General features: G+C 60.7%; 25 protein-coding genes, 1 tRNA gene and 1 pseudogene. 11 read left to right on the forward strand and 16 right to left on the reverse strand.

Going from position 1 to position 25392, the window contains the following annotated elements; all coding sequences use genetic code 11:
• The first annotated feature begins 100 nt into the window (after positions 1 to 100).
• Positions 101 to 553: a universal stress protein gene (locus tag OEZ71_RS12705; protein WP_263740362.1), complete on the forward strand. Its 453-nt coding sequence runs from the start codon at positions 101 to 103 to the stop codon at positions 551 to 553.
• Between the two features lie 39 nt (positions 554 to 592).
• Here the strand turns inward: OEZ71_RS12705 and OEZ71_RS12710 are convergent, their stop codons facing one another.
• From OEZ71_RS12710 to OEZ71_RS12720, 3 genes are all read right to left on the reverse strand, one after another.
• Complete coding sequence (locus OEZ71_RS12710; RefSeq protein WP_263740363.1) at positions 593 to 2950, reverse strand: TRAP transporter large permease; 2358 nt, start codon at positions 2948 to 2950, stop codon at positions 593 to 595.
• Between the two features lie 14 nt (positions 2951 to 2964).
• Positions 2965 to 3888: a TRAP transporter small permease subunit gene (locus tag OEZ71_RS12715; protein ID WP_263740364.1), complete on the reverse strand. Its 924-nt coding sequence runs from the start codon at positions 3886 to 3888 to the stop codon at positions 2965 to 2967.
• A 98-nt stretch (positions 3889 to 3986) separates the two neighbouring features.
• The gene (locus tag OEZ71_RS12720; RefSeq protein ID WP_263740366.1) at positions 3987 to 5078 is read right to left on the reverse strand and encodes a TRAP transporter substrate-binding protein; all 1092 of its coding nucleotides are present in this window, start codon (positions 5076 to 5078) and stop codon (positions 3987 to 3989) included.
• A gap of 233 nt (positions 5079 to 5311) precedes the next feature.
• Between OEZ71_RS12720 and OEZ71_RS12725 the strand changes: the two genes are divergently transcribed.
• Together OEZ71_RS12725 and OEZ71_RS12730 are read left to right on the forward strand one after the other, a co-directional pair.
• Positions 5312 to 6748: a cache domain-containing protein gene (locus OEZ71_RS12725; RefSeq protein ID WP_263740367.1), complete on the forward strand. Its 1437-nt coding sequence runs from the start codon at positions 5312 to 5314 to the stop codon at positions 6746 to 6748.
• A complete protein-coding gene (locus OEZ71_RS12730) occupies positions 6745 to 7383 on the forward strand; it encodes a response regulator transcription factor (protein ID WP_263740368.1) in 639 nt (212 codons plus the stop codon). The genes OEZ71_RS12725 and OEZ71_RS12730 overlap by 4 nt, the downstream gene beginning before the upstream one ends.
• A gap of 104 nt (positions 7384 to 7487) precedes the next feature.
• Here the strand turns inward: OEZ71_RS12730 and OEZ71_RS12735 are convergent, their stop codons facing one another.
• The 5 genes and pseudogenes from OEZ71_RS12735 to OEZ71_RS12755 form a co-directional block, all read right to left on the reverse strand.
• Positions 7488 to 7937: a DMT family transporter gene (locus tag OEZ71_RS12735; RefSeq protein ID WP_263740369.1), complete on the reverse strand. Its 450-nt coding sequence runs from the start codon at positions 7935 to 7937 to the stop codon at positions 7488 to 7490.
• 10 nt (positions 7938 to 7947) lie between these two features.
• Positions 7948 to 8154: a tautomerase family protein gene (locus OEZ71_RS12740; RefSeq protein ID WP_263740370.1), complete on the reverse strand. Its 207-nt coding sequence runs from the start codon at positions 8152 to 8154 to the stop codon at positions 7948 to 7950.
• A gap of 15 nt (positions 8155 to 8169) precedes the next feature.
• Complete coding sequence (locus tag OEZ71_RS12745; protein ID WP_263740371.1) at positions 8170 to 8493, reverse strand: nuclear transport factor 2 family protein; 324 nt, start codon at positions 8491 to 8493, stop codon at positions 8170 to 8172.
• 52 nt (positions 8494 to 8545) lie between these two features.
• Complete coding sequence (locus OEZ71_RS12750) at positions 8546 to 8938, reverse strand: glutathione binding-like protein (RefSeq protein ID WP_263740865.1); 393 nt, start codon at positions 8936 to 8938, stop codon at positions 8546 to 8548.
• A 30-nt stretch (positions 8939 to 8968) separates the two neighbouring features.
• Positions 8969 to 9328 (reverse strand): annotated as a pseudogene (locus OEZ71_RS12755) (hypothetical protein); the annotation flags it as partial.
• Here OEZ71_RS12755 and OEZ71_RS12760 point away from each other — a divergent pair.
• From OEZ71_RS12760 to ilvN, 4 genes are all read left to right on the forward strand, one after another.
• Positions 9274 to 9627, forward strand: a complete 354-nt coding sequence (locus OEZ71_RS12760) for a winged helix-turn-helix transcriptional regulator (protein WP_263740372.1) — start codon at positions 9274 to 9276, stop codon at positions 9625 to 9627. The pseudogene OEZ71_RS12755 and the gene OEZ71_RS12760 sit on opposite strands and share 55 nt — an antisense overlap.
• Positions 9628 to 9713: 86 nt before the next feature.
• Positions 9714 to 10634: a calcium/sodium antiporter gene (locus tag OEZ71_RS12765; RefSeq protein WP_263740373.1), complete on the forward strand. Its 921-nt coding sequence runs from the start codon at positions 9714 to 9716 to the stop codon at positions 10632 to 10634.
• A 366-nt stretch (positions 10635 to 11000) separates the two neighbouring features.
• Positions 11001 to 12755: an acetolactate synthase 3 large subunit gene (locus OEZ71_RS12770; RefSeq protein WP_263740374.1), complete on the forward strand. Its 1755-nt coding sequence runs from the start codon at positions 11001 to 11003 to the stop codon at positions 12753 to 12755.
• A 67-nt stretch (positions 12756 to 12822) separates the two neighbouring features.
• Positions 12823 to 13383: an acetolactate synthase small subunit gene (gene ilvN / locus OEZ71_RS12775; RefSeq protein ID WP_263740375.1), complete on the forward strand. Its 561-nt coding sequence runs from the start codon at positions 12823 to 12825 to the stop codon at positions 13381 to 13383.
• Between the two features lie 63 nt (positions 13384 to 13446).
• Here the strand turns inward: ilvN and OEZ71_RS12780 are convergent, their stop codons facing one another.
• Positions 13447 to 13689, reverse strand: a complete 243-nt coding sequence (locus OEZ71_RS12780) for an EF-hand domain-containing protein (RefSeq protein ID WP_263740376.1) — start codon at positions 13687 to 13689, stop codon at positions 13447 to 13449.
• Between the two features lie 265 nt (positions 13690 to 13954).
• Between OEZ71_RS12780 and OEZ71_RS12785 the strand changes: the two genes are divergently transcribed.
• The 3 genes from OEZ71_RS12785 to OEZ71_RS12795 all read left to right on the forward strand — a co-directional run bounded on the left by OEZ71_RS12785 (position 13955) and on the right by OEZ71_RS12795 (position 16650).
• Positions 13955 to 14476, forward strand: a complete 522-nt coding sequence (locus tag OEZ71_RS12785; RefSeq protein ID WP_263740377.1) for an RNA polymerase sigma factor — start codon at positions 13955 to 13957, stop codon at positions 14474 to 14476.
• Positions 14477 to 14576: 100 nt separating this feature from the next.
• On the forward strand, positions 14577 to 15539 hold the full coding sequence (locus tag OEZ71_RS12790) for a LuxR C-terminal-related transcriptional regulator (protein WP_263740378.1): 963 nt from the start codon (positions 14577 to 14579) through the stop codon (positions 15537 to 15539).
• 118 nt (positions 15540 to 15657) lie between these two features.
• On the forward strand, positions 15658 to 16650 hold the full coding sequence (locus tag OEZ71_RS12795; RefSeq protein ID WP_263740379.1) for an MBL fold metallo-hydrolase: 993 nt from the start codon (positions 15658 to 15660) through the stop codon (positions 16648 to 16650).
• A gap of 121 nt (positions 16651 to 16771) precedes the next feature.
• Here the strand turns inward: OEZ71_RS12795 and OEZ71_RS12800 are convergent, their stop codons facing one another.
• The 7 genes from OEZ71_RS12800 to pdxH form a co-directional block, all read right to left on the reverse strand.
• Positions 16772 to 17005, reverse strand: a complete 234-nt coding sequence (locus OEZ71_RS12800) for an EF-hand domain-containing protein (RefSeq protein WP_263740380.1) — start codon at positions 17003 to 17005, stop codon at positions 16772 to 16774.
• A gap of 414 nt (positions 17006 to 17419) precedes the next feature.
• Positions 17420 to 18361, reverse strand: coding sequence for a hypothetical protein (locus OEZ71_RS12805; RefSeq protein WP_263740381.1), 942 nt, complete (start codon positions 18359 to 18361; stop codon positions 17420 to 17422).
• A 1-nt stretch (position 18362) separates the two neighbouring features.
• Positions 18363 to 22046: a vitamin B12-dependent ribonucleotide reductase gene (locus OEZ71_RS12810; RefSeq protein WP_263740382.1), complete on the reverse strand. Its 3684-nt coding sequence runs from the start codon at positions 22044 to 22046 to the stop codon at positions 18363 to 18365.
• Between the two features lie 501 nt (positions 22047 to 22547).
• Positions 22548 to 22624: transfer RNA gene (locus OEZ71_RS12815), tRNA-Pro, on the reverse strand.
• A 46-nt stretch (positions 22625 to 22670) separates the two neighbouring features.
• The gene (locus OEZ71_RS12820; protein WP_412175638.1) at positions 22671 to 23135 is read right to left on the reverse strand and encodes a DUF192 domain-containing protein; all 465 of its coding nucleotides are present in this window, start codon (positions 23133 to 23135) and stop codon (positions 22671 to 22673) included.
• Positions 23135 to 23668: a cold-shock protein gene (locus OEZ71_RS12825; protein ID WP_263740383.1), complete on the reverse strand. Its 534-nt coding sequence runs from the start codon at positions 23666 to 23668 to the stop codon at positions 23135 to 23137. The genes OEZ71_RS12820 and OEZ71_RS12825 overlap by 1 nt, the downstream gene beginning before the upstream one ends.
• Before the next feature lie 154 nt (positions 23669 to 23822).
• Positions 23823 to 24428: a pyridoxamine 5'-phosphate oxidase gene (gene pdxH / locus OEZ71_RS12830; RefSeq protein ID WP_263740867.1), complete on the reverse strand. Its 606-nt coding sequence runs from the start codon at positions 24426 to 24428 to the stop codon at positions 23823 to 23825.
• A 142-nt stretch (positions 24429 to 24570) separates the two neighbouring features.
• Between pdxH and fabI the strand changes: the two genes are divergently transcribed.
• Positions 24571 to 25392, forward strand: coding sequence for an enoyl-ACP reductase FabI (gene fabI / locus OEZ71_RS12835; RefSeq protein WP_263740384.1), 822 nt, complete (start codon positions 24571 to 24573; stop codon positions 25390 to 25392).

Genomic DNA, 25392 nt, shown 5'->3' on the forward strand with positions numbered 1-25392 from the left:
CGTTTTGTGACATCTGACGCGGCCGGCCTGCTGATCCGGCGGCAGGCGCCCGCCCAGTCGCCGTCACACAGATGAGTTCGAATTCAGAGGGAGGAAGACCATGATCGAGAAAGTCCTTGTTGCCGTCGATGGCTCGGCCCATTCACTTAAAGCGGTGGAATATGCGGCGGAAATCGCGGGTGCCTGCAAAGCCAAGCTTTCCATCCTCACGGTGCTGAAGCCTCAGAAGGTCCCGAAAGTCTCGGAAGAACTGCGCAAATATGCGCAGTTGGAGCATATCGACAACGCCGATTACGAGGCAATCAAACTCTTGTCGAGCGACCTGCTGTCCCATGCCGCGGACGTCGCCAAGAAAAACGGCGCGACGGAGGTCGAAACCGCTGTCGAAACCGGACCCGTTGCCCGGACCATCGTGAACGCAGCAGTGAAGAAGAAAGTCAGCATGATCGTCATCGGATCGCGCGGCCTCGGCAATATCGAAGCGACGTTACGGGGCGGCGTTTCGCACCGTGTCGAATTGCTGGCAAATTGCCCGGTATTGACCGTCAAGTAAGACCGGGTCGGGGGCGATGACGCCCCCTTCCCCTTCGCATCAGTTGTTCGGCAACAGGTCCGGCACGATCGTCACGATGCCTGGGAAGGCCCAGAGAATGCCAAGCCCGATCACCTGGATCAGCACGAACGGGACAATGCCGCGGTAGATCATGCCGGTCGTCACGCTCGCAGGCGCCACACCGCGAAGATAAAAGAGTGCGAAACCGAAGGGCGGCGTCAGGAACGAGGTCTGCAGGTTGACCGTGATCATGATCGTCACCCAGGACGGGTCATAGGTACCGCCATAGATGACCGGCCCGACAATCGGCACGACGATGTAGATGATCTCCAGAAAGTCCAGCACGAAGCCAAGCACGAAGAGCACCAGCATCACGATCAGGAAGGCCGTCCATTCCTGTTCGAACGAACGCAGGAAGCTCTGGATATAGTGCTCACCTCCAAACGAGATCAGAACAAGGTTCAGGATCTGCGACCCGATCAGGATGGTGAAGACCATCGACGTGACCTTGGCGGTTTCCCGCACCACCGGCCCGAGAACCGAGCTGCGGAGCAGCACCCAACAGGCATAGAGGATGCCGAAGAGCGCAAAGAAATAGGCCGCGCGCGCGGCATAGAAGGCGATCTGATCCTCTAGCGGCACGTCGGACCGGGTGATCCGAAGGTCGAAATTGATACCGATCAGGATCATGATGATGACAGCAAAAGACGTGGCGAGGATGATCACGCCGCTTTTCTGTTGCTCATGCAACTTGCGGTAGGCGGCAAGAAGCAGCGCACCGCCTGCCCCAAGTGCGGCCGCCGGCGTCGGGTTGGTGATGCCGCCGAGGATAGAGCCGAGAACGGCGATGATCAGCACCAGAGGCGGAAAGACCACGCGGATCAGGTCGTTATGCGACATGCTCTTCGCCGCCGCCGCACAGCCATAAAGCGCAATGGCCATCGGCAGAGCGAGCATCACGAAGGTCTGCCCCGACGTGGCTGTGACGGGGATGAGGACGATATCGGCCAGAAGCCCCAGCACAAGTCCCCCCGCCCCGATCAGCAGCGGCTTGGGATCGGCTGTGGGCGAGACACCGCGCGCGGTGGTCAGGATGAGGCCAAGGAGGACAAGAAGCACGGCAACACCGGTACCAACCGGCGCCGCATCGTCGATCTTGGCGGCAAGCGCCGTTTCAAGCTCTTCAGCGGTACGACGATGGCTGGACGCAACCCCACCGGCCGCGTCGATCTCTGTCTGCTGGGCGACGGCGGCATCCCAGGCTTCCTGACCGTGAAGCTCGATCATCGAGGCCTGGCATTGCTCCGACACCCGGGTGCGCAGGCTCGCAGCCTGACCGGCATCGGTAAAGCTGTCGACGGTCAGGTTCTGGCTGCCGACGAACCCGACTTGCGCGGCCAGAAGCGTACCGCCGATGAGCGCGACCGGGGCCAGCACGAACCAGCGCATGGCGTCCGAACGGGTGACGATCTCACCCCCGACGGGTTCCAGCGAAACCGGCGGCGCTTTCTGCGGATTGTAGAGCGCAAAGCCGAAAGCATAGAGGCCATAAAGACCCGCCAGCATGATCCCGGGCAGAAGCGCCGCCTGAAAGAGCGTACCGACCGACAGGACGGCGGCCTCACCGAGATAGGTCAGCGCGTCGGAACAGCCCGCGGCACTGGCGCGGATCTCCTGCCCAGCGGCGTAAAGGTCGCCCGCGAGCGTGCCGAGAAGCACGATGACGATGGAGGGCGGAATGATCTGGCCGAGCGTGCCCGAGGCGGCGATGACGCCAGTGGCGAGTTCCGGCGAATAGTTGTTGCGAAGCATCGTCGGCAGCGACAGCAGGCCCATCGTCACGACGGTGGCCCCCACGATCCCGGTCGAGGCGGCAAGGAAGGCACCAACGACCACAACCGATACCGCCAGACCGCCCGGCAGCGGACCGAAGACCCGCGCCATCGTCGTCAGAAGCTCATTGGCGATCTTGGAGCGTTCAAGCGTAATGCCCATCATGACGAACATGAGAACGGCCAGCAGCGTCTCGATCGACTGCCCTGCAAATACCCTTTCGTTCATCCGGTTGACGATGAAGCCAAGATTGCGGTCCATCGCTAGTTCCCAACCACCGGGAAACAACGCCTCAGTGGCGCGTGGTAGGTCGGGATAGGTGAATTTCGATATCTCTATCTCGGGTATGCCCTGCGCCAGTAGCGCCTGGTAGCCCTCCGATCCCCGGTCGACAAATTCGTGGACCAGAAGGCCCGAACTGTCGAGCGCGGCGAGGATACCGAAGGCGATGACGCCCGCGCCACCCAGCGCGAAGGCCACAGGAAAGCCCGAAAGAATGCCCGCGAAGAGGCAGAGGAAGACGATGATCAGACCGATCTCGACGCCGTCAAATCCCAGAAACATGATCCATCTGCCCCTTAATGCGTGCCTTCATAGGCTTCTTCGCCCTGCCCGAGCGTGTCTTTGTCGAGATAGCGCCCCTCGCTTTCCGGTCCTTCGAGGAATTCCAGGAGCGAGCGCCAGAAGAAGGTCATCGCATGCAAGATCGTCAGGCCGACAAAACTCAGGATCAGAACCTTGAAGAGGAAGTAGGCGTCAAAGCCGTTCGGGCTGAAGCCGATGGTTTCCACCTTCCAGCGCACCGCGCGCGCTTTCATCAGGAGTTTGTCGAGGCTGTCCGAGGCCGAGGAGTTCGGCACCACCATGACCCGCCAGAAGAAGAACCAGGCGAAGAGCCAGGTCAGGAATGCGGCAGGCAGCATGAAGAAGAGGGAGCCGAACATGTCGATCAGCTTCTTGGTGCGGTAGGAAACGCCTGAATAGACCAGGTCCACACGCACATGGCCGCCCTGAATGAAGGTGTAGGTGACGCAAAGCGCCACGATCATCGCGTTGTAGAGCTTTAGCTCTTCCGACCACCAGCTTAGGTCCTTGGTGAACCCGATGCCGAACAGTCCGAACTCGATCTGCGCGACCGAGAAGATGCGTTGCAGGAAGACGATGACGATCTGCTGGATGACCATAATCAGACCAACCCATGCGGTGATGCGGCCGAGACCATTGGCGAAGGACTCGAGCCCCCGCACATAAGCCCACATGACCGGACGGCGCAGAAGGCCGATGATGGTCAGAATGACGAAAAGGACGAGGACGACGAACAGGAACTCTTTCGAGCTGCCGTAATAGATGAACCGCATCAGCGATTCCTTGGCCTCTGGCGTCTCCAGCTTGCCAATCTCGCCAACCCAGGCCAGCCACGCGGCCGGGTGGGTCAGGGCGTAAAAGACATTGACGAAGGCATTCAGAATGTTGGCGAAAAGCCAGGTGATGGCGTCGACCATCGCATCCCCCTCTGGTTCCGGTGGCCGTTTGCCGACCTTTCCGGAGATTGTCCCCGGCCGGAAGGCCGGGGACTTATCTTCATAGTGTCAGGCTTTGCTTAGCCGAGCACGCGGTCGCGCTGCGCGGTATAGGCGCTGTCCGACAGTTTGATCCACGCCGAAGAGGACTTCATCGAGGCATAGTAGCTGTCGTAGATATTCTTATAGAGCTCGTCGCCCATCTTGGCCGGGTCAGTCAGAACCTCGTTCGCGGCCTTGCCGAAGGCATCCCAGACGGTGTCAGGGAATTCGAGCGTCTTGACGCCCGCAGCCTGCAGCCGCGACAGCGCGGCGGCGTTGTTGGACAGGAACTGCGCGAGGTTGTGCTGATGCGCCTCACCAGCCGCGATCTCGAAGATCTTCTGTTGGGAGGGGGTCAGGCTGTCATAGACCTCCCGGTTCATGGCCAGCGACAGACCCGAACCCGGCTCGTGGAAACCTGCGGTGTAGTAGAACTTGGTGATTTCCTGGAACCCGGCCTTTTCATCGGCCCAGGGGCCGATCCATTCGGTGCCGTCGATCGCACCCGATGCCAGCGCCTGATAGACCTCGCCGCCGGGCAGGTTCTGCACCGATGCACCGAGTTTGCCAAGCGCCTCGCCACCAAGCCCAGGCATCCTGAACTTAAGCCCGGCGAAGTCCTCGGGGCCGTTGATCTCCTTGTTGAACCAACCGCCGGCTTGCGCGCCGGTGTTGCCGCCAAGGAACGACTTCAGGCCAAAGATCTGGCCGAGTTCGTCGTGGAATTCCATACCACCGCCGTGGTAATACCAATTCACCAGTTCCTGAGCAGTCATACCGAACGGAACCGAAGTAAAGAACGCGTATCCGGGATGCTGACCCACGAAGTAATAGTCCGCACCGTGATACATGTCGGCCTGACCGGAGGTCACGGCGTCGAACACTTCGAACGCACCCACAAGTTCGCCTGCGGCCTTCAGATCGACCGTCAGTTGCCCGTCGGTCATCGCGGTGATCATGTCGGCACCGCGCTGGGCGGCGTCATGCACACCGGCGAGGCCGCGGCCCCAGGTGGTGACGAGCGTCAGCGTGCGGTTGCCCTGCGCATACATCGGCGCAGCAAGCGCGGTTGCTGCCGCGGCAGTGGTGCCGCCAAGGGCCGCTTTCGTCAGGAATGAACGACGATCCATTCAGGTATTTCCTCCCAAGATTCGTCCGCCCGCGTTCCGGGCGGATCGTTGAAACTGACGGGAGACTAGCTGTGGAATTCTACCGTGGGAATACCGACTACTGCGTAGGCGGGTGCGGTTTTTTGACCGAATGGAGCGTCCTGCCTTCCGTTTGGCGCGCGAATTGACCTGCGGATAACAGACGGTCATTGTCAGAGGCGAATCACGGGGATCGGCTATCAGGAACAGGGCGAATGTGGGCTCGGCTGGCGGCGTTGCGACAGGCAATCCGCCTCAACTACGGACAGAAGATCTATCTGATCGCAACGCTGCCCCTCGTCTTCGCGGCAACGGCGATTGCGCTTCTGGTTGCGCATCAGTCCCGCGAACTGGCTCAGCGCGAAATCGCTGGACTTGAGGCGCAACTGATCTCTGTGAAAAAAGAGGAGCTGAGGAACTATATCAGCCTTGCCCGCACCGCCTTTGGCGGCATCTATGGCAACGCCCTGCCTGATGATGCGGCTGCAAAGGAACGGGTCGCGCAGATCCTCGCTGCGATGCTTTACGGGCAGGATGGTTATTTTTTCGTCTATGACTATGACGGCACGAACATCGTCGCGCCGCGCCAGACCTGGCTGATCAACCGCAACTGGGCCGGGCTCAACGACATCGCGGGAACGCCCGTCGTCGACGAACTGATCCGCATCGCCCGTCAGGGTGGCGGTTATCACTCATATGTCTGGCCGAAACCGTCGACGGGCAAGGATGCCCAGATGATCTCTTATGTCGTGGGCCTGCAGGACTGGCGCTGGGCCGTGGGGACCGGGGTCTTCGTCGACGACATCCTCGCCTCGGTCGCGGCGGCACGGGACGAGACAGAAGAACGCATCGGCCAAACCTTCCGCTGGATCGCCGCGATCGCGGTTGGCGCGGTACTGCTGGTGTTTACGAGCGGCTTGGGCATCACGATCCGCGAACGACGACTGGCCGACGCCAAGTTGAAGAAACTTACCCAGCGCATCATTGATACGCAGGAAGAAGAGCGCGGGCGGGTGGCGCGCGAATTGCACGATTCCATCAGCCAGATCCTAGTGGCGGTCCGCTACGCGCTAGAACTTGCGCGCCGACGGCTGTCACTCGGGGACGAGCGCGCAGGCGAAAGCCTGTCAGCCGGGATCGACAGTCTGAATGGCGCCATTGGCGAGGTGCGCCGGATCAGCCGGGACCTCAGGCCGGGCGTGCTGGACGATCTCGGTCTCGGCCCCGCACTTCAGACACTGATGGAGGATTTCAGCAAACGTACAGGGATCGAGACCGAGTTTGAGACGGTCGTTTTCCGAAACCGGCTCGACCAGGACGCCAAGATCGCGCTTTACCGCATCGCGCAGGAGGCATTGACCAATGTCGAAAAGCATTCCGGAGCGACCAAGGTGCGGCTTCTGGTGCGCGGCCACAAACAGGGTGCCATGATGCGGATCGAGGACAACGGGCGCGGCGTAGCGGCGTCTCGCGAGAGCGATGCCGCAGATGGCGGGCTGGGCCTGAGAAACATGACGGAACGGATGGAACAGTTGAACGGCTCACTTCGTGTCCTGTCGTCCCGAACCGGCACCGTGATCGAGGCGCAGGTGCCGTTGTCACATATGCTTCAACCCGCCGGACAAGCCTCAAAGAAGAAGGACAGCGCATGACCGCCCTTACACGCGTTCTCATTGTCGATGATCACCCCATGGTGGCCGAAGGCATCCGTGCCATTCTTGAGACCTATGACGACGTTATCGTTGTCGGCACGCTCGGCAACGGGCAGGAGGCGATCGACCAGGCCGAGGCTCTCGCGCCCGATGTGATCCTGCTCGACCTCAACATGCCGCAGGTGAACGGGCTTTCGGCCACGGAAATCCTGCTGGAGCGCAATCCCGAGACCCGCATTCTGATACTGTCGATGCATGACAGCCCCGAATACATCTCGACCGCATTGCGCCACGGCGCAGCTGGCTATGTGCTGAAGGACGTGCCAACCGAAGAGATCAAGGCGGCCATCGACAGGGTAATGGCTGGGGAACGCTACCTCTGCACCGGTGCGACGGCGAGCCTGAAGCCCTCCACGACCGATGGGCGCGAGCCTCTGACCGAACGGGAACAGACGATCTTGCTGCAACTGGCGCAAGGCAAGTCGAACAAGGATGTGGCGGCAGAACTCGATATCTCGATCCGTACGGTCGAGACGCATCGCAAGAACATCAAGCGCAAGCTTGGCATCGCGACGACCGCCGGGCTGACCCGCTATGCGATGGAACATGGTGTGCTGCAGGGAACCGGGCACTGAGGAGGACCACCTCGGGGGGCATCAAGCCCCCCTCGCCGGGCGTCGCGTTCCGCGCCGCGGCCTCCGGCGGGAGTATTTTGGGACAGAAAGTGGAGAAAGCGCCCCTACCCGCGCTGTGTCAGGATGACGCCGATGGCCATCAGACCGAGACCGGTCGCCCGCATTGGCGTGATCTGCCGCACGATCGCGCCCATCAGACCGAACTGGTCGATCACGGCGGCCGAGAGGAGCTGGCCGAGAAGAACGCAGGTGATCGCGTTGCCAAGCCCGAAGCGGGGAGCGACCCAGGTGATCGAGAGGACGTAGAAGACGACGAGAAGGCCGGCAAGGAAGAGGTGCTTTGGCTGCCCCGGAGCGGAGGCAAGCGCTGATATACCACCGGTCGCGATCATGGTCAGCGCGGCCCCTGCAAAGGCCACGCTGAAGAGGATGGCGGCGGCGGCGGCGGGCGAGCCGATCCGCACCCCGAGTCGGGCGTTCAGCGCCGCGAGGACCGGAATGCCGATCCCCGCCAGAAGCATGATTACCGCGTATCTGACCGTATCCGCCGTCATCCGTCATTCCCTAACCTTGCGACTGGGCCCGGAATGCCTGAACCCGCAGCCCGCCCACGCCCCAGTTTTCCAGTGCCACCTCGCCGATCACCACATGCGTGGTCGCCGGGTTCTTGTCGAGGACGCGGACGAGAAGGTCTGTCACGCCCGCGATCAGCTCGGCCTTCTGTTCACCGGTTGCGCCTTCGCGGGTGATCTTGATGTTGACGTAAGGCATTGTCCATCCTTGCTTTCAGGTCGTTCGCTCTTCCCAGTGGAAGACCTTGGAGATGATCTGCCAGCGCCCCTCATCGAGGATCAGCGTCAGGCAGTCGGTGAAGAATTTCGGCCCGATGGCGCAGTTGACCCGCGCGGTGGCGGTCTTTGGTCCGGCAAAGGCGATCCCGACGATCCGGTCGGCGCGCGGTTCTCCCCGCGCGGCGGGGGCTTCGCGGGCGGCGACGATGGGGAAATACTCCGCCATCGTCTTGTGGATCAGCGTGTCGCCGGTGGCCGAGAGATAGACCGCCTGAGGGTGGAAGACGCGGGCCAGAAGGCCCGTGTCGCTTTGGGACACCCGTCGAAATAGTCCTGAAGAACGGCGGCGACGGCGGAAAAATCCCCACCCGTCATGCGAGACCTTCGGCCTTAAGCGTTGCCTGCGTCGCGGGCCGCCCGGCCACGCGGGTGACGAAATCCTTTAATCGCGGCCAGCCGTCGAGTGGAATGCCGGTGAAGTTGGACCAGTTCGTCACCACGAAGGCATAGGCATCGGCGATGGTGAAATTTGCGCCCGTCAGATAGGCACGCCCGTCGGACAGTTTCGCCTCCAGCCAGTCGAATTTCTTCTGAACATTCTTCTTTGCCGCCTCTTTCGCAGCATCGTCGGAGGCGGGGTTGAAGAGCGGGCTGAAGGCGGGGTGAAGCTCAGAACTGACATAGGTCAGCGCCTCGTTCACCCGCGCCCGCGCCATGGTTCCGGCCTTCGGCGCCAAAGTCTCGGCCCCTGCAGCATCGGCCACGAATTGCAGGATCGCCGGGCCTTCGGTCAGGATGTCCCCCTGATGGTCAAGAACTGGGACTTTGCCCTTTGGATTGACGGCAAGGAAATCGACGCCAGACGCGGTTTTCTTCGCGGCATTGTCGACACGCTCGGCCTCGAGGGCTGGCCGATCTCGGTCAGGACGATGTGGGACGCCATGGAGCAGGCGCCGGGGGAGTAGTAGAGTTTCATGGGGGACCTCGTCTTGGGCTTGCGTTATGAAGATTACATAAAGCCATATGGTATCTATTGGAAACCATACATCTTGAAGTAACCGGTATTTTCGGGTAACCATCCGGTAACCCGGAGACCCAGATGCCCCTGAAACGTCGTAAGAATTCAGCGCCAAACCCGCTCTGCCCGCTTTCATCCTGTATGGCGCTTATCGGCGGCACCTGGACGCCCAATGCGATCTGGTACCTGTCCGGCGGACCGCGCCGGTTTTCCGAATTGAAGGCTGATATGAAACCCGTATCGGCAAAGGTGCTGACGCAGCGTCTGCGCGAGATGGAAGAGAACGGCATCATCACGCGCCGGGTTGTCCCGACCTCGCCGCCCTCGGTCGAATATGAACTGACGGAACTCGGAGGAGAACTGTTGCCCGCAATCCGGGCGATCGCGGATGTTGGCATGAAGCTCAAACAAAAAAACGGAAAAAACGCGGCCTGATCGCAACAACGGCGACCACCATTCCGCAACCCCTTGCATTCGCGGGCTTCACACCGATCTTGGGATGAACAGCCCCGGAGTACAACTTGACCTATTTTCTTTTTCTCGTCGGCCTGGTTGGTCTCTTTCTCGGCGGCGAGGTGCTGATCAGGGGGGCAGTCGGGGTTGCTAGGCGGTTTCATGTGCCGCCGTTGATCATCGGATTGACGATTGTCGGCTTTGGAACCTCGACGCCAGAACTGCTCGTTGGCTTGCAAGCCGCCCTTGCCGGGGCCCCGGCGCTGGCCATCGGCAATGTGATCGGTTCGAACATTGCCAATATCCTGCTGATCCTCGGGGCTTCAGCTGTGATCGCCGCAGTTCCGCTTCCCCTGCCCACGATGCAGCGCGATTTCACGGTCATGATCGGAGCGACGCTTACTCTATGGCTGATGCTGGCAGGCGGCACCGTCACACGGTTTGAAGGGCTGATCCTGCTGGCGGCGCTTGCCGTCTACCTCTGGCAATGCCTCAGAAACGCCGCGGGATCGGAACCACCCACTTTAGAGGAAGAACCCCGGCCGCTTTGGCAAAGCCTCGCAATGGCCCTTGGCGGGCTCATCATCCTGATGGTCGGTGCGCGACTGCTGGTCGACAGTTCGACCGAGATTGCCCGCGCTTTCGGTGTTAGTGAAGCTGTGATCGGCCTGACCATCGTCGCCATCGGCACTTCCCTGCCCGAGCTTGCGACGGCTGTAATCGCTGCCCTGCGCGGCCACTCCGAGATCGCTGTCGGCAACATCCTCGGGTCAAACGTATTCAACATCCTTGGCATTCTCGGGGTTACGGCGACCGTGACCCCCATTCCAGTTGAGCCGCGTTTCGTCGGGCTCGACATGGGACTGGCGCTCTTGGCCGCGCTCGCGATGCTGGGCTTTGCTGCGTTGACCGGGAAGGTAGCCCGCGCGGGCGGCGGCGTGCTCTTGGCGGCCTATGCCGCTTACATCGGGGTTATGGGCGCCGGCTGAATGCAAACACCGGAAGGAATCCGCCAATTCCTCCCCACAGTTTTGCGAGGAACCGCCCTGCCCCGGCACCGGTATCTGGGAATCGCGTTTCTTTCGAAGATGGCCGCATCTGCGGCAATAAAAGAAGCCACAGATCAGACCCGGCGACACAATATTGCGCATTTTGACGGTTGACGCCCTTTGGAAGCCTGAATAATGTCCGCTGCACAGCAGCAATGGGACCCGGGCGGATGGCTTCGATCCTCGTACTTGTAAGGACATGGCGCATGGGCCGGTAACGGTAGACCATAATGGTTCCCATGCGCCCCGGACCCGGATCCGGGGCTTTTTGTTGCTAAAGGAACGGCACGGACGGAGAAAACGGATATGTCGCGGCAGATGACCGGTGCGAAGATGGTGGTTCAGGCGCTCAAGGATCAGGGCGTCGATGTGGTCTTCGGCTATCCGGGTGGCGCGGTGCTGCCAATCTATGACGAGATCTTCCAGCAGAACGACATCCGCCACATCCTTGTGCGCCACGAGCAGGGTGCCGTGCATATGGCCGAGGGTTATGCGCGGTCGACAGGCAAGCCGGGCGTTGTCCTTGTGACCTCGGGCCCGGGGGCCACGAACGCCGTCACCGGCCTGACCGATGCGCTGATGGACTCGATCCCAATCGTCTGCCTCACCGGACAAGTGCCCACCTTCATGATCGGCACCGATGGATTTCAGGAGGCCGACACCGTTGGCATCACCCGCCCCTGCACCAAGCATAACTGGCTGGTGAAGGACACGAATACGCTGGCCGATACCATTCATCAGGCCTTCCATGTTGCCACGAAGGGTCGCCCCGGCCCGGTTCTGATCGACATTCCGAAGGACGTGCAGTTTGCGACCGGGACCTACACCGCGCCGCGCGAGGCGAAGGTCGGGCATTACCAGCCGAAGGTTAAGGGGGATCTGGCGAAGATCACCGAACTGGTCGCGCTGATGGAAAAGGCCGAACGGCCCGTCTTCTATACCGGCGGCGGCGTGATCAATTCCGGCCCCGGCGCGAGCCAGCTTCTGCGCGAACTGGCCGATGCAACGGGCTTTCCGGTGACCTCGACCCTGATGGGGCTTGGCGCCTATCCCGCGTCGGGCAAGAACTGGATCGGCATGCTTGGCATGCACGGGCTTTACGAGGCCAACCTTGCCATGCATGGCTGCGATCTGATGATCAATCTCGGCGCGCGGTTCGATGACCGGATCACCGGCCGCATTGCCGATTTCAGCCCGAAATCGAAGAAGGCGCATGTCGATATCGACCCCTCCTCGATCAACAAGGTCATCCATGTCGATATCCCGATCACCGGCGATGTCGGCCATGTGCTGGAAGACCTGATCAAGGTCTGGAAATCACGCGGCCGCAAGGTGAACAAGGACGGGCTTGCCAAATGGTGGAGCCAGATCGAACAGTGGAAGCTGAAGCGCTGCCTGTCCTACAAGAACTCCGACAAGGTCATCAAACCGCAATATGCTTTGCAGCGGCTTGAGGAACTGACCAAGGGCCGCGACCGCTATATCACGACCGAGGTCGGCCAGCACCAGATGTGGGCGGCACAGTTCCTCGGCTTCGACGCGCCCAACCGCTGGATGACCTCCGGCGGCCTCGGGACCATGGGCTACGGCTTCCCCGCTTCGATCGGCGTGCAGGTCGCCCATCCCGACGCGCTGGTGATCAATGTCGCGGGCGAGGCCTCCTGGCTGATGAACATGCAGGAGATGGGCACCGCGACCCAGTTCCGCGCGCCGGTCAAGCAGTTCATCCTGAACAACGAACGGCTCGGCATGGTGCGCCAGTGGCAGCAACTTCTGCATGGCGAGCGGTATTCGCATTCGTGGAGCGAGAGCCTGCCCGATTTCGTCAAGCTGGCCGAGGCCTTCGGCTGGAAGGGCATCCAGTGCAAGGACCCGAAGGACCTCGACGACGCGATCATGGAGATGATCGACTATGACGGGCCGGTCCTCTTTGATTGTCTCGTCGAGAAGCACGAGAACTGCTTCCCGATGATCCCGTCGGGCAAACCGCATAACGAGATGCTTCTCGGTGACGCCTCAACCGAGGGCGCGATCCAGGCGGGTGGCGCGGTGCTCGTCTGAGCCCCCGGGGGCCCTGCCCCCGGACCCCCGGAGTATTTTCAGACAGAAAGTGAAAGCAGGAACTGAGATGTCCGCACTGAAGATCAAGAAAGGCGCTTCCAGCCATTCCGCCTATGACCTGCGCGACCCGAATGCCGAGGTGATCGGCTCGCATACGCTGGCTGTCATGGTTGACAACGAGGCGGGCGTGCTTGCGCGCGTCATCGGGCTTTTCTCGGGGCGCGGTTACAATATCGAGAGCCTGACCGTGGCTGAGGTGGATCATGAAGGTCACCGGAGCCGTATCACGGTCGTCACCACCGGCACGGCGGCTGTGATTGAGCAGATCAAGGCGCAGCTTGGCCGTCTAGTGCCGGTCCATGAGGTTCATGACCTGACGGTCGAAGGCCCGTCAGTGGAGCGCGAACTCGCGCTGTTCAAGGTAGCGGGGTCGGGCGAGAAACGGGTCGAGGCCCTGCGGCTGGCCGACATCTTCCGCGCCAATGTGGTCGACTCGACGCTGGAAAGCTTTGTTTTCGAGATCACCGGCACGCCGGAGAAAATCGACGCTTTCGCGGAACTCATGCGGCCCCTGGGACTCGTTGACGTGGCCCGTACGGGCGTCGCGGCGCTGGCGCGCGGCGCCTGAGAAACGCGGGGCCCCTCCAATCGGCTGGGGAAGGGAAGAGTGGCAGGGCCCCGCGCTCGGGCCTTAGCTGTCCGTGATCAGCGTGCCCGCCTCGACCGCGGCGGTGAGTTCGGCCTCATCCACCGCGCCATCAGCATTGGCGTCAATCGTGACAAACGTGTCCTCGGTCGCGCTCGGATAGGCCACCTGGAGTTCTGCAAGGGAAAGCGCGCCGCTGCCGTCGGCATCGAGCTCGGTCATGCTCTGGGCAAAAGCCATTCCGGTCGCGGCAAGCCCGAAGGCGAGGGTGAAGGCGAGTTTTTGCATCGGATAGTCTCCTTGGTTCATCCGTGATCTGGAAGGCCGCCGTTTCGCGGCCCTCACATGTCAGGACGCGGCTGGACGGTGTTTATTCCCGTGCCTCCGGCTTCCACGCCCACCCCCGGCGGCAGGTTGCGCATGGCGTTCACCGGCACACGCGGGTTGCCGCCCAAAAAGCCCGCAACCATACAGCGATGCGTGGCTCGGCGGGATTCCCCGGGCTTGTCCGGCGTGCGGACCGGTTCAATGTCATGCGGGAAAGGAGACCGCCATGACGCACCCTACCCGTCCCTGCACCACACCCGACCTCCTCGCCCTCATTCCCGCATTACGCCGCCTTGCGCGCCGCCTGACCCGCGACCCCACTGCAGCAGAGGATCTGGCGCAGGAGGCATTGTTGCGCGTCTGGATACAGTTAGGCCGCAAAGCCGGAATTGACGATCTGAAGCCCTATCTGATGACAGCCGCGCGCAATCTTGCCCGGCGTCCTCGCCCGACGACCCTCGCCCTTTCAGACGCTCCGGAACCCTCGGTCCCGTCGGACGCTCCCGGCAGGCTTGCCCTGCGCGACGTCGCGGGCGCGCTCGCGCGGTTGCCGCCTGCCGAGGCGCGACTGATCCTGCGGCAGGTCACCGGCGGCGAAAGCTATGCCCAAATCGCGGCGGCCGAGGGATTGCCCATCGGTACCGTCATGTCTCGTCTTGCCCGCGGCCGCGCGCGTCTACGGCAGGATTGCGGGTTGCCCGAAAGCGGTCCGGTTGCCGACTACCTTACCCGAGATGATGCTGCCTGAACGAGCGGGATGGTTCCGTTTGCCTTCCAACCGGCGCCTTGCCCGAAAACGGTTCTCCCCCCTAGACTGATGTCCGACCACAAAGCAGGCGCCAGAAGGCATGTTCCAATCAAAGCCACGCATTCCGAATGAGACTTTGGCGAATTGGCAGCGCATTGTTGACCTGATTTCCCGGCTCACCGATGTGCCCGCAAGTCTGGTCATGCAGACGGATGCGCCGGATCACTCGGTCTTCGTTACCAGCCGTGGCCCCGAAAACCCCTATGAAGTCGGCCGCAAATTTACGCTCAACGAACGGCTCTATTGCTACGGTGTCCTCAAGAACGATGGCGAACTTGTGGTTGAGGACGCGACATGCGACCCCGTCTGGGCCGACAATGACGACATGGAGCACGGAATGCGCTTTTATGTCGGATATCCCCTGAAATGGCCTGATGGCGACGTCTTCGGCACGATCTGCGTTCTCGACCGCCGGCGAAACCGAAAGGCTCTGATGTTCCGTGACGGGCTTATGGAATTCGCTAGGGTGATCGAAGCAGATCTGCAGCTCCTGTCCGAAATCGAGGAGCGCAAGCGCCTTGAGGCGGCGTTGCAAACCGCGCTCGACCAGATGGAACAGCGCGTTGAGGAACGCACCGCCGATCTGGAGGAGGCCAATACCGCGCTTCGGGTCCTGCTGAACAATGTAGAGATGTCGCGAGATGAGTATGACGCAAAGGTACTGGGTCAGATCAAGGGATTGGTATTGCCACATCTGGGAAAGCTGCGGAGCCGCCTGAAAGCGGACGCCGCAGCAAGCGCCTATCTGGAAATCATCGACGAAAATCTGCGCGCCATCTCGGCCTCGATGTCGAACCGGCTGACCACAATGTTTGAAACGCTGACCCCGTCAGAGCAGGAGATCGCGCAACTGATCATTCACGGGCAGACCACCAAGGACATCGCGCGCACCCTGTCACGCGAACCCAGCACCGTGGAATTTCATCGTAACAACATACGCAAGAAGCTCGGTTTGCAGCGCAGTGGTCAGAACCTGCGCAGCATGCTGCGGTCAATGCAATAAACCATGGGGATTTTCCCCATGTTTCCCCATTGCTTTTCCCACAGTAGTGACATCGGTTCGCTTTGCTACCCTTTCGCCACCGGGGCGGCCCGGAGCCACACCAAGAGGGAGAGAGCGAATGGAACGAGAAGATCTGGATCTCAAACCGACACTTCTGAACGGACAAAAGGATACATTGTCGCCAGGCCTGTCGCGCAGGTCATTTTTCATGGCGGCGGGTGCCGCCGGCGTTGGCGGGACCGCGAGCTTGCTGAGCGGCACGGCCGCAAAGGCCCAATCGACGGACTGGACTCAGCCCGGCAACAACAACGGGGTGATCGAGCTGCAGAAAACCACCGGCACCCATGTTGCCGGTGATGTCGGGATCGACTTTTACGGCCACTGCGCACTCAAAATCACGTCACCGGGCGGCGCGACGCTGTTGTTCGACCCCTGGCGCGACGATCCGTCAGGCGCATGGGGGCTGTGGTTCAAGAACGAGTTCCCGGAAGTGCCGGTCGATATCTGCATGTCCACCCACACCCATTTCGACCATGACGCCATTCACCGTCCGGTTTCGACGATGGTTCTGGACCGGATGGTCGGCAATTTCGAATTTGCCGATATCAAGATCACCGGATTTGCCGACAAGCATGCCTGTGTCGCCCCCGGCTGGTACAGTTGGACCGACGCCTTGGCCGAATTCGGGCTGGATGCCTGCCCGCCCAACAATCCCAACCATATGGATATGGTGGTCTATCTGGTGGAAACCGGTGGCATCCGGACCCTGATCTGGGGCGACAATCGCCACAATCCCGCTGACGAATTCTGGGATGCGATCGGTCAGGTCGACGTGCTGACATTGCCGGTCGATGGCTCGATGCACATTCTCAGCTACGATATGGGCAATGCCATTGTCGAACGCCTGAAACCCAAGGTTGTCATTCCGACGCACTACCTCAATGAAACCACCAGCTACACACTGACCACATTGCAGAGCGCTGATGAATGGGTGAAGGCGCAGGCGAGCTACAAGATGCTCGACAGCGCGAGCCTGTCACTCAATGCCGGTGACGTGTCAGGGATGGACCGCGAGTTCCTGTATTTCGGCAATAATGCGATGACGGCCTGAACAATTTCGCATTGACCGGTCTGAACCCGGATCGGCTGCCCGGATCGACTGGCACCCTAAAACACAAGGGCCCCGGGGCGCGAACCCCGGGGCCTGTCCCGTAACGGGAGCGGATCGCGAATTACTGAGCGATCGTGCCGGCTTCCTGAGCGGCAGCCAGTTCGTCGGCGTCAACAGCACCGTCGGCGTTCGCGTCGATGGCCGCGAAGGTTTCCGCGGTCATGTCCGGGTACGCAGCGGTCATCTCTTCGATCGAGAAGGTGCCGTTGCCGTCGGTGTCGGTGACGACGGTCTGGGCATTGGCAGCGGCGGCGAAAGCGGCAACGGCGCCGAGGGCCAGAACGAACTTTTTCATCTTGTTGTACTCCAAAAGGGCAACGCCCTAGAATCAGTGGCTTAGGCACCACCGGGCGCTATGTGGCGTGCCGCGATGCGTCCCGCAAGAGGGGTGAAACAGCCGATCACGTCGGCGTGATCATACAAGCATAAAGACGCCGATGGATATATGCCCATAACGCATTCATCCGCCGAACTGCCGTGGGAACCGCTATTTCCTTGCGTTCTTCAGGCGGTTGGAACCGGCGCAAAAGAAAATCGGGGGGCCAGGGCCCCCCGTTTGAGTTTCGCCGTCCAGGCTCATCCTTGATACCGCTCGGTTTTCTGCCTGCGGCCTGAACGTCGTCTGGGGCGAGCGCACCCGCCCCGGAACTGGTCACCGGGGTGACCGGTATTCATGTGCGCTTGCGCACTCAGCGCCTAATTGAGTTCGTCACTCCTTCGTCAAAGCTAGCATTGCGCGTTCGACATACCCTTCCGGAAGAAGCCGCTCATGTACCTTCCGAGTTAGATATTGCTTGAAACGTCCCTCGCCGATGTAGTCTTCGCGAAACCAGCGACGAAACTCCCCGAGAGCACCATCAGGATAGCAAGCGGCAAGTTGTGGATTGCTGACGGCTTGGGGAAAATATGACGGATAATTATGGGGATACGACGCTCGCGTTCCGTACGCGTCCGCCATCCGAGCCTTTTCCCAGTGTTTGGCCCACGCCTGCCCCACGCTAATATCGGGTACAAACTTTTCATCGATGTGGAGTCCAGCAAGACCCAGAGTAACGATAAGGCTCGCCAACTCCTTAAAAACTCCGAAGTACCCCGCAGGAACTGCGTCATAGGTGAGGCTCACGCGGTCGCGGAATATCTTCCAAACATCATCTTCTGATTTGGAAACGTATCCCGTTTCGGCATAGATGAACCGTTTCAGTCCATGCCGAGCCAATCGCCTGTAGTTTTGTAGAGCGATATCAGCTCCCGCCCGATCCGCTTCGAATGCGAAGTACTCCAGAATCGCCATACAGACCGTATCTGGATATGCGAGGTAGCGACGCCGCCCGACCCACACTTCGATGTGCGGCACAGAGGGAATCGTTACCCCCTGATCATAGAGTAACTCTTTGACACGGCGTACTTCAGTTGGTGAATTTTGAGAATTCCACTCGGCAGAAATGATGCCGATGTACTTGTTCCTCAGCCCACAAAGGTCGCCGATTCCGCGTTGGTTTAGGAAGGGTGTGCCGTCACTAAGCACGCCCATTCCTATGCCATCTCGATCAATCTCACACTCTACGTGAAGCTCGAGTTCCGGCTGGTCAGGGTTAGCGAGCCTAGCGCGAACCGGCATCCGTGTTATTTTGGTGCTCACCGATTTGGCCATCTCAGCTACACCCGCTCGTTCCGCCGCAGGTGTTGCACTTCATGCAGGTGCCGTTCCTGACCAGCGTGTAGTTGCCGCATTCGCCGCAGGGATCGCCCTCGTAGCCCTGCATCTTGGCCTTTGTACGGGCATCCATCGTGACCGTACCCGTGGCAAGGGCCGTCGTCGCCGAAGCCGCGACCGCCTGCCCCGTTACCGGCACCAGCGTGTTCAGCGCCGCGACTGGGTCGCCGGAAAGTGCCATGGCGCCCACGCCCCCTTGCAGCACGATCAGTTCCTGCGGCAGGCGCTTGCGCATATAGCCGGTCGAGGCGACCTGCTTCAGCACCTCCAGCGACTTTGACGCGGCACTTTCGCTGATCTCGGAGACATTGGCCTGCCCCTCATTGGCGCCACCACCGAGGTCGTCAAAGCTCGCGCCCTGCGGCTGGACATGCGCGAGGTCGGTGCGGTCGAGATAGGAGATCGCCAGTTCGCGGAAGATATAGTCGAGGATCGACGTCGCCTGCTTGATCGAGTCGTTGCCCTGCACCATGCCCGCCGGTTCGAACTTGGTGAAGGTGAAGGCGTCGACAAACTCCTCCAGCGGCACGCCGTATTGCAGGCCGACCGACACCGCGATGGCGAAGTTGTTCATCATCGCGCGGAAGCCCGCCCCTTCCTTGTGCATGTCGATGAAGATCTCACCCAGCGCACCGTCCTTGTATTCGCCGGTGCGCAGATAGACCTTGTGGCCGCCGACGATAGCCTTCTGGGTATAGCCCTTGCGCCGCTCGGGAAGCTTCTCGCGGTGCGATTTCACCACTTCCTTGACGATGATCTTCTCGACGATCTTCTCGGCCAGAACAGCGGCCTTTTCCTGCGCCGAGCCGGTGGCGAGGATTTCCTCGGCCTCCTCGTCATCCTCGACCAGCGACGCGGCCAAGGGCTGGCTGAGCTTCGATCCGTCGCGATAGAGCGCATTGGCCTTGATGCCGAGTGACCACGAGAGTTCATAAGCCGCCAGCGTATCCTCGATGGTCGCGTTGTTCGGCATGTTGATCGTCTTGGAGATCGCGCCCGAGATGAAGCTCTGCGCCGCGGCCATCATGTGGATATGGCTGTCGACACCAAGGAAACGCTTGCCCTTCTTGCCGCAGGGATTGGCGCAATCGAAGACAGAGTAATGCTTGGGGTCCAGATGCGGCGCGCCTTCCAGCGTCATCGTGCCGCAAACGTGGTCGTTCGCCTCTTCGATCTGGCGGCGGGTGAAGCCGAGGTGACGCAGCAGATCGAAGGTCGGGTCGTTCAGCTTTTCGGCAGGGATACCAAGGGTTTCCGTGCAGAACTTCTCACCCAGGGTCCACTGGTTGAAGACAAAGCGGATGTCGAAGGCTGAGGGCAGAGCCGCCTCGATCTTGTCCAGTTCCGCCTGGCCGAAGCCGTGGCCGATCAGCGACGTGTGGTTGATGCCCGGGCAGTTGCCAAGCGAGGCATGGCCGACGGCATAGGCGATGATCTCTTCGATCTCGGCGCTGCCATAGCCCAGCGTTTCCAGCGCCGCCGGAACCGAGCGGTTGATGATCTTGAAGTAGCCGCCCCCTGCCAGCTTCTTGAATTTCACCAGCGCGAAGTCGGGTTCAATCCCGGTCGTGTCGCAGTCCATGACCAGACCGATCGTGCCCGTGGGCGCGATGACGCTGGTTTGTGCATTGCGATAGCCGTTCTTCTGGCCCAGCTCCAGCGCCTCATCCCATGCGGTTTTTGCAAGGGAAACAAGGCTTTGGTCGGGGCAGTTCGCGTGATCGAGTGCGACCGGCTTGACGGCGAGGTCTTCGTAGCCATCGGTCTTGCCATAGGCCGCGTTGCGGTGGTTGCGGATGACACGGAGCATGTGGTCGGCATTGCGCTCGTAGCCCGGGAAAGCGCCCAGTTCACCTGCCATCTCGGCCGAGGTCGCATAGGCGATGCCGGTCATCACGGCGGTCAGCGCACCGCAAAGTGCGCGGCCCTCATCCGAGTCGTAGCCATAACCCATGTTCATCAGAAGCCCGCCGATATTGGCGTAGCCGAGGCCGAGCGTGCGGTAATCGTAGCTGCGCTGCGCGATTTCCTTCGACGGGAACTGCGCCATCAGGACCGAGATTTCCAGCGTCACGGTCCAGAGGCGGGTCGCGTGGACATAGGCCTCGGCGTCGAACTTGGCGTCCTTGTAGAAGGTCAGGAGGTTCATCGAGGCGAGGTTGCAGGCCGTGTCGTCGAGGAACATGTATTCCGAACAGGGGTTGGAACCCCGGATCGCGCCGTCTTCTGGGCAGGTATGCCAGGCGTTGACGGTGTCATGGAACTGGATGCCGGGATCGGCACAGGCCCAGGCGGCGTGGCCGACCTGCTCCCAAAGCTCGCGCGCCTTGATCGTCTTGGCGACCTTGCCGTCGGTCCGGCGGATTAGTTCCCAGTCGGCATCGTCCTTGACCGCCTTCAGGAAGGCGTCGGTGACACGGACGGAGTTGTTGGAGTTCTGGCCGGAAACCGTCGCATAGGCCTCAGAGTCCCAATCCGTGTCATAGGTCGGGAATTCGATGGACGCATAGCCCTGCTTGGCGTAGTCGAGCACGCGCTTGACGTAAGTTTCTGGTATCGAAACCTTTTTCGCGGCCTTGATGGCCGTCTTCAACGCCTCGTTCTTCACCGGATCGACGGCATCCTCGCTGGAGCCGTCCCACTGACGGATCGCGGCGAAGATCTCGTTCAACTGGCGTTCGTGGATCTTTGAACCCGCGACAAGCGCCGCGACCTTCTGTTCCTCGATGACCTTCCAGTTGATGAAATCCTCGATATCGGGGTGATCCATGTCGCAGATCACCATCTTGGCCGCGCGGCGCGTGGTGCCGCCCGACTTGATCGCGCCCGCAGCGCGGTCGCCGATCTTGAGGAAGCCCATCAGGCCCGACGACTTGCCGCCGCCCGACAGCGGCTCATTCGCGGCGCGGAGCGAGGAGAAGTTGGTGCCGGTGCCCGAGCCGTATTTGAAGAGCCGCGCTTCCCGCACCCAGAGATCCATGATGCCGCCTTCCTGGACCAGATCGTCCGAAATCGACTGGATGAAGCAGGCGTGCGGCTGGGGATGTTCGTAGGCTGAGTTGGATCGGGTCAGCTTGCCCGTGGCGTGATCCACATAGTAGTGCCCCTGCCCCGGCCCGTCGATTCCGTAAGCCCAGTGAAGGCCGGTATTGAACCATTGCGGCGAGTTTGGTGCGGCCATCTGTTCGGCCAGCATGAAGCGCATTTCGTCGTAGTAGGCCTGCGCATCGGCCTCGGTCGAGAAGTAGCCGCCCTTCCAGCCCCAATAAGCCCAGGCACCGGCAAGGCGGTCAAAGACCTGTTTGCCCGAGCTTTCACCAGTGTAACGCTCATCCTCTGGCAGCTCCGCCAGAGCCTTCTCATCGGGGGCCGATCGCCAGAGGAACTCGGGCACGCCCTTTTCCTTGACCTTCTTCAGCCGCGCCGGAACGCCCGCCTTGCGGAAATATTTCTGCGCCAGAACGTCAGAGGCAACCTGGCTCCAGTCCGCCGGCACTTCGACCTTGTCATTCCTGAACACGACCTTGCCGTCGGGATTGCGGATTTCCGACGTCGTCGTGCGGAATGCAACCTCGGCATAGGCGTCTTTACCTGCCTTGGTGAATTTGCGTTCGATCTTCATCTGCCCCGTCCTTCATGTTTTCACTGTGCGGTCCGCCCCTCCGGGGCTTGTCACCGCGATCACTGAAGGGGCACGAGGGACGCGAATTTCCGACGCAGCGCGTGCGCTCGCTGCGTGGCGGCCATCATGATTGCGGCCTCTTCGTTTGGTGTTCTGTCCCCGTCGAACCGGCCACTAAATGTTGTGGCTTCTCCGTCAGCCCCCACAAACTGACGTATGACCCCCGGTCGGGTCAACAGCTTTTTCTCTTTTTTGTGACAAGATTTCGGTTGACCCAAAACGACCGTTCGCATGGCCAGTAGACGCCACCGATTCACCCACAAACCTCACACCAATCCGTTCGGCGGAAAATCGCTTGTTTGGTGGGAGCTTGGATCGCGTTGCTTTGAAAAAGCTTCAATTCATCCACAGGGATTTATCACGATTAACGCAAAGCAAGCGGCCGTCAGTATGTCCGCTCGATGGTCGAAACGACACATTTTTAATGCGGGTTTTTCGAAGTGGTCGGGGCGAGAAGATTCGAACTTCCGACCTACGGTACCCAAAACCGTCGCGCTACCAGGCTGCGCTACGCCCCGACATGCCGTCTCTAGCGGCTTGTCGCCGGAAGGGAAAGAGGCAAGGTCAGGAACAGGGCCAAAGAGCCGTTTCGGCAGCCAACGCGGGATGGCGCATTTCGGCGCCCTCGGCGAGCCCAAGCCGCGCGGCCAATCCACCCTTGATTTCAAGAACCATCAGCGTGGCGTCCGGGCCAGGAATGCCGGTAAGGTCGCCGGGGATAGCATTTGAATGCACGCGATTCACCCGGCCATCGGCCCCGATAAAGATCATGTCGAGCGGGATCAGCGTATTCTTCATCCAGAAGGACACTTTCTGCGGCTGATCATAAATGAAAAGCATCCCCGCACTGGAGGACAGGCTTTCTCGAAACATCAGCCCCCGCGCGCGCTCGGCATCGTCGTCGGCAATCTCAACCGCGAATCGGGCACCACCGCCGTCCCAACGAAACTCGGCCAGAGTCTCGGTGCAACCGGCCCAGGCGCCGGATCCCGTGATCAGGGCTATGGCGCCGGAAAGAACAGTCTTGATCACTTCTGAACCCGCAATGCCGCGTCCCAGGACACGACCTGCGCCGCCATCCGCCCGCGCTTGCCGTCCATGACGCGCAGACAGACTGCCTCACCGGGCTGGAGATCGGCAAAGCCCGACCGACGCAAAACCTCAATATGGATAAATACGTCCTCAGGGCGGCTATAGACGTTGGCGAAACCGAAACCTTTTGTCTTGTCGAACCATTTCACCCGCGCGGGTTCGAGGGGCAACCCGGCGATGACCTCGGCATCCGCCTCGCCGAGGTCCTGTATCGGGGGGGCGCCCTCATCTTCCGGGGGCAGAATCTCAACAACCTCGATCGCCTGTGCTCCGCGTGCCGTCTGCTGGACCATCACGGTAATCCGGGCATTGTCGGCAACCGAGCTTTGACCGAAATTCCGCAGGACATTGGCGTGCAAAAGGATATCACCGCCGCTTTCATCGGCCACGATGAACCCGAAACCCTTTGTGGGGTCGAACCATTTCACGCGGCCGGTGACCTCGTGCTGGCTCTGTTGTTCTTCTTGCATCGTCCGTTTCCCATTTCCGGCGTCCCCACAATGCAGTTCAGGGGGCGGCGGTTTCAAGCATGTCTTCGAACACTAGCACTCATAATCCGACAATTTGTCGGCAATTCCTCGACCATTAACAGATTATTAACAATCCATTCACCAATCACTCATATCAGGGATTCAGCCGTTCCACATCCCACCCGTCGTCAAGCGTATCACGACTCCATCGGAAACGATCGTGTAGCCGAAACGCTCCATCGGCCCAGAACTCGATTTCCAAAGGCCTTAGCCTGATACCGCCCCAGAATGGCGGACGTTGAGGCGACATGCCCTTGGACGCGGTCACTCGTGCTACCTCGGCCAACAACGCGCCGCGAGAGGCAAGAGGTTCCGACTGATGCGACGCCCAAGCGCCGAGCCGGCTCTGCAAAGACCGCGAAGCGTAATACGCATCCGCCTGCGGCCCCTCTTCGCGACTGGTCACACCCCTTACACGGATCTGCCGGCGCAGCGACTTCCAGTGCATAACGAAAGCTGCCTTGCCGGTAGCGGCGATTTCTCGCCCCTTGGCCGAACCATAGTTTGTGTAAAAGAGAAACGCGTCGGCCTCAATCTCTTTCAGCAACACCATTCGCGCATTCGGAAATCCATCTTCATCGACCGTTGCGAGCGCTATCGCATTGGGATCATTGGGTTCGGCCGGCTCAGCCTCGGCAAGCCAAGCGCGCGCGATGGCAAATGGGTCGTCCCCCACAAATATACCAGTCCTGTCGCCCATTTGATTTCCTGTCCCCTCGCTCATCCCTTGATTGCGCACAAAGCCTGCCACTCGCCCAGCATCCGGGCGCCGCGCCCTTGATGCGCGTCCGAAGTTAGCCTAATGCTTCGGCAATCAGTAAGAAAGTGGCACGGGGACGGAAATGGCGACCGAATTGATGGCCGGTAAACGCGGCCTGATCATGGGTTTGGCAAACGACAAGTCGATTGCTTGGGGAATTGCCAAGGCCTGCGCGGAACACGGAGCCGAACTGGCCTTCTCTTATCAGGGCGAGGCGCTGAAAAAGCGGGTGGAGCCGCTGGCCGCGCAGATCGGTGCGACCGAACTGGTCGAATGCGACGTCTCGGATTCGGCGTCCCTCGACGCGCTTTTTGCGCATCTGCAAAAGGTCTGGGGCAAACTGGATTTCGTCGTTCACGCGATCGGCTTTTCCGACAAGAACGAACTTCGGGGCCGTTATGTCGACACCGGGATCGAGAACTTCCGCATGACGATGGATATTTCGGTCTATTCCTTTACCGCCGTCTGTCAGCGAGCGGCGGCGATGATGCCAGATGGCGGCAGCCTTCTCACGCTCACCTATTACGGGGCGGAACGGGTGATGCCGCATTATAATGTGATGGGTGTCGCGAAGGCCGCGCTCGAAGCTTCCGTCCGCTACATCGCCGAAGACCTCGGCAAGGACGGTATCCGCTGCAACGCGATCTCGGCCGGACCGATCAAGACGCTGGCGGCAAGCGGCATCGGCGATTTCCGCTATATCCTGAAATGGAACGAATTGAACTCTCCCCTCCGCCGCAACGTCAATCAGGACGAGGTCGGCAAATCGGCACTTTACCTTCTCTCCGATCTCGGCTCCGGCGTTACCGGCGAAACCCATCACGTCGATTGCGGCTATCATGTCGTCGGTATGAAGGCCGTTGATGCACCCGATATCGACGCGGTGACGGGGCGCAAGGAGTAA

Origin of the sequence: Albidovulum litorale (assembly GCF_025751495.1) — a bacterium.
In the GTDB taxonomy this organism is placed as follows: Bacteria; Pseudomonadota; Alphaproteobacteria; order Rhodobacterales; family Rhodobacteraceae; genus Albidovulum; species Albidovulum litorale.

Excerpts from the sequence above, each read along its gene's own strand:
- OEZ71_RS12705 (WP_263740362.1), top strand. The coding sequence starts at position 101 with ATGATCGAGAAAGTCCTTGTTGCCGTCGATGGCTCGGCCCATTCACTT.
- OEZ71_RS12710 (WP_263740363.1), bottom strand. The coding sequence starts at position 2,950 with ATGTTTCTGGGATTTGACGGCGTCGAGATCGGTCTGATCATCGTCTTC.
- OEZ71_RS12715 (WP_263740364.1), bottom strand. The coding sequence starts at position 3,888 with ATGGTCGACGCCATCACCTGGCTTTTCGCCAACATTCTGAATGCCTTC.
- OEZ71_RS12720 (WP_263740366.1), bottom strand. The coding sequence starts at position 5,078 with ATGGATCGTCGTTCATTCCTGACGAAAGCGGCCCTTGGCGGCACCACT.
- OEZ71_RS12725 (WP_263740367.1), top strand. The coding sequence starts at position 5,312 with ATGTGGGCTCGGCTGGCGGCGTTGCGACAGGCAATCCGCCTCAACTAC.
- OEZ71_RS12730 (WP_263740368.1), top strand. The coding sequence starts at position 6,745 with ATGACCGCCCTTACACGCGTTCTCATTGTCGATGATCACCCCATGGTG.
- OEZ71_RS12735 (WP_263740369.1), bottom strand. The coding sequence starts at position 7,937 with ATGACGGCGGATACGGTCAGATACGCGGTAATCATGCTTCTGGCGGGG.
- OEZ71_RS12740 (WP_263740370.1), bottom strand. The coding sequence starts at position 8,154 with ATGCCTTACGTCAACATCAAGATCACCCGCGAAGGCGCAACCGGTGAA.
- OEZ71_RS12760 (WP_263740372.1), top strand. The coding sequence starts at position 9,274 with ATGCCCCTGAAACGTCGTAAGAATTCAGCGCCAAACCCGCTCTGCCCG.
- OEZ71_RS12770 (WP_263740374.1), top strand. The coding sequence starts at position 11,001 with ATGTCGCGGCAGATGACCGGTGCGAAGATGGTGGTTCAGGCGCTCAAG.
- ilvN (WP_263740375.1), top strand. The coding sequence starts at position 12,823 with ATGTCCGCACTGAAGATCAAGAAAGGCGCTTCCAGCCATTCCGCCTAT.
- OEZ71_RS12780 (WP_263740376.1), bottom strand. The coding sequence starts at position 13,689 with ATGCAAAAACTCGCCTTCACCCTCGCCTTCGGGCTTGCCGCGACCGGA.
- OEZ71_RS12785 (WP_263740377.1), top strand. The coding sequence starts at position 13,955 with ATGACGCACCCTACCCGTCCCTGCACCACACCCGACCTCCTCGCCCTC.
- OEZ71_RS12790 (WP_263740378.1), top strand. The coding sequence starts at position 14,577 with ATGTTCCAATCAAAGCCACGCATTCCGAATGAGACTTTGGCGAATTGG.
- OEZ71_RS12795 (WP_263740379.1), top strand. The coding sequence starts at position 15,658 with ATGGAACGAGAAGATCTGGATCTCAAACCGACACTTCTGAACGGACAA.
- OEZ71_RS12800 (WP_263740380.1), bottom strand. The coding sequence starts at position 17,005 with ATGAAAAAGTTCGTTCTGGCCCTCGGCGCCGTTGCCGCTTTCGCCGCC.
- OEZ71_RS12805 (WP_263740381.1), bottom strand. The coding sequence starts at position 18,361 with ATGGCCAAATCGGTGAGCACCAAAATAACACGGATGCCGGTTCGCGCT.
- OEZ71_RS12810 (WP_263740382.1), bottom strand. The coding sequence starts at position 22,046 with ATGAAGATCGAACGCAAATTCACCAAGGCAGGTAAAGACGCCTATGCC.
- OEZ71_RS12825 (WP_263740383.1), bottom strand. The coding sequence starts at position 23,668 with ATGCAAGAAGAACAACAGAGCCAGCACGAGGTCACCGGCCGCGTGAAA.
- pdxH (WP_263740867.1), bottom strand. The coding sequence starts at position 24,428 with ATGGGCGACAGGACTGGTATATTTGTGGGGGACGACCCATTTGCCATC.
- fabI (WP_263740384.1), top strand. The coding sequence starts at position 24,571 with ATGGCGACCGAATTGATGGCCGGTAAACGCGGCCTGATCATGGGTTTG.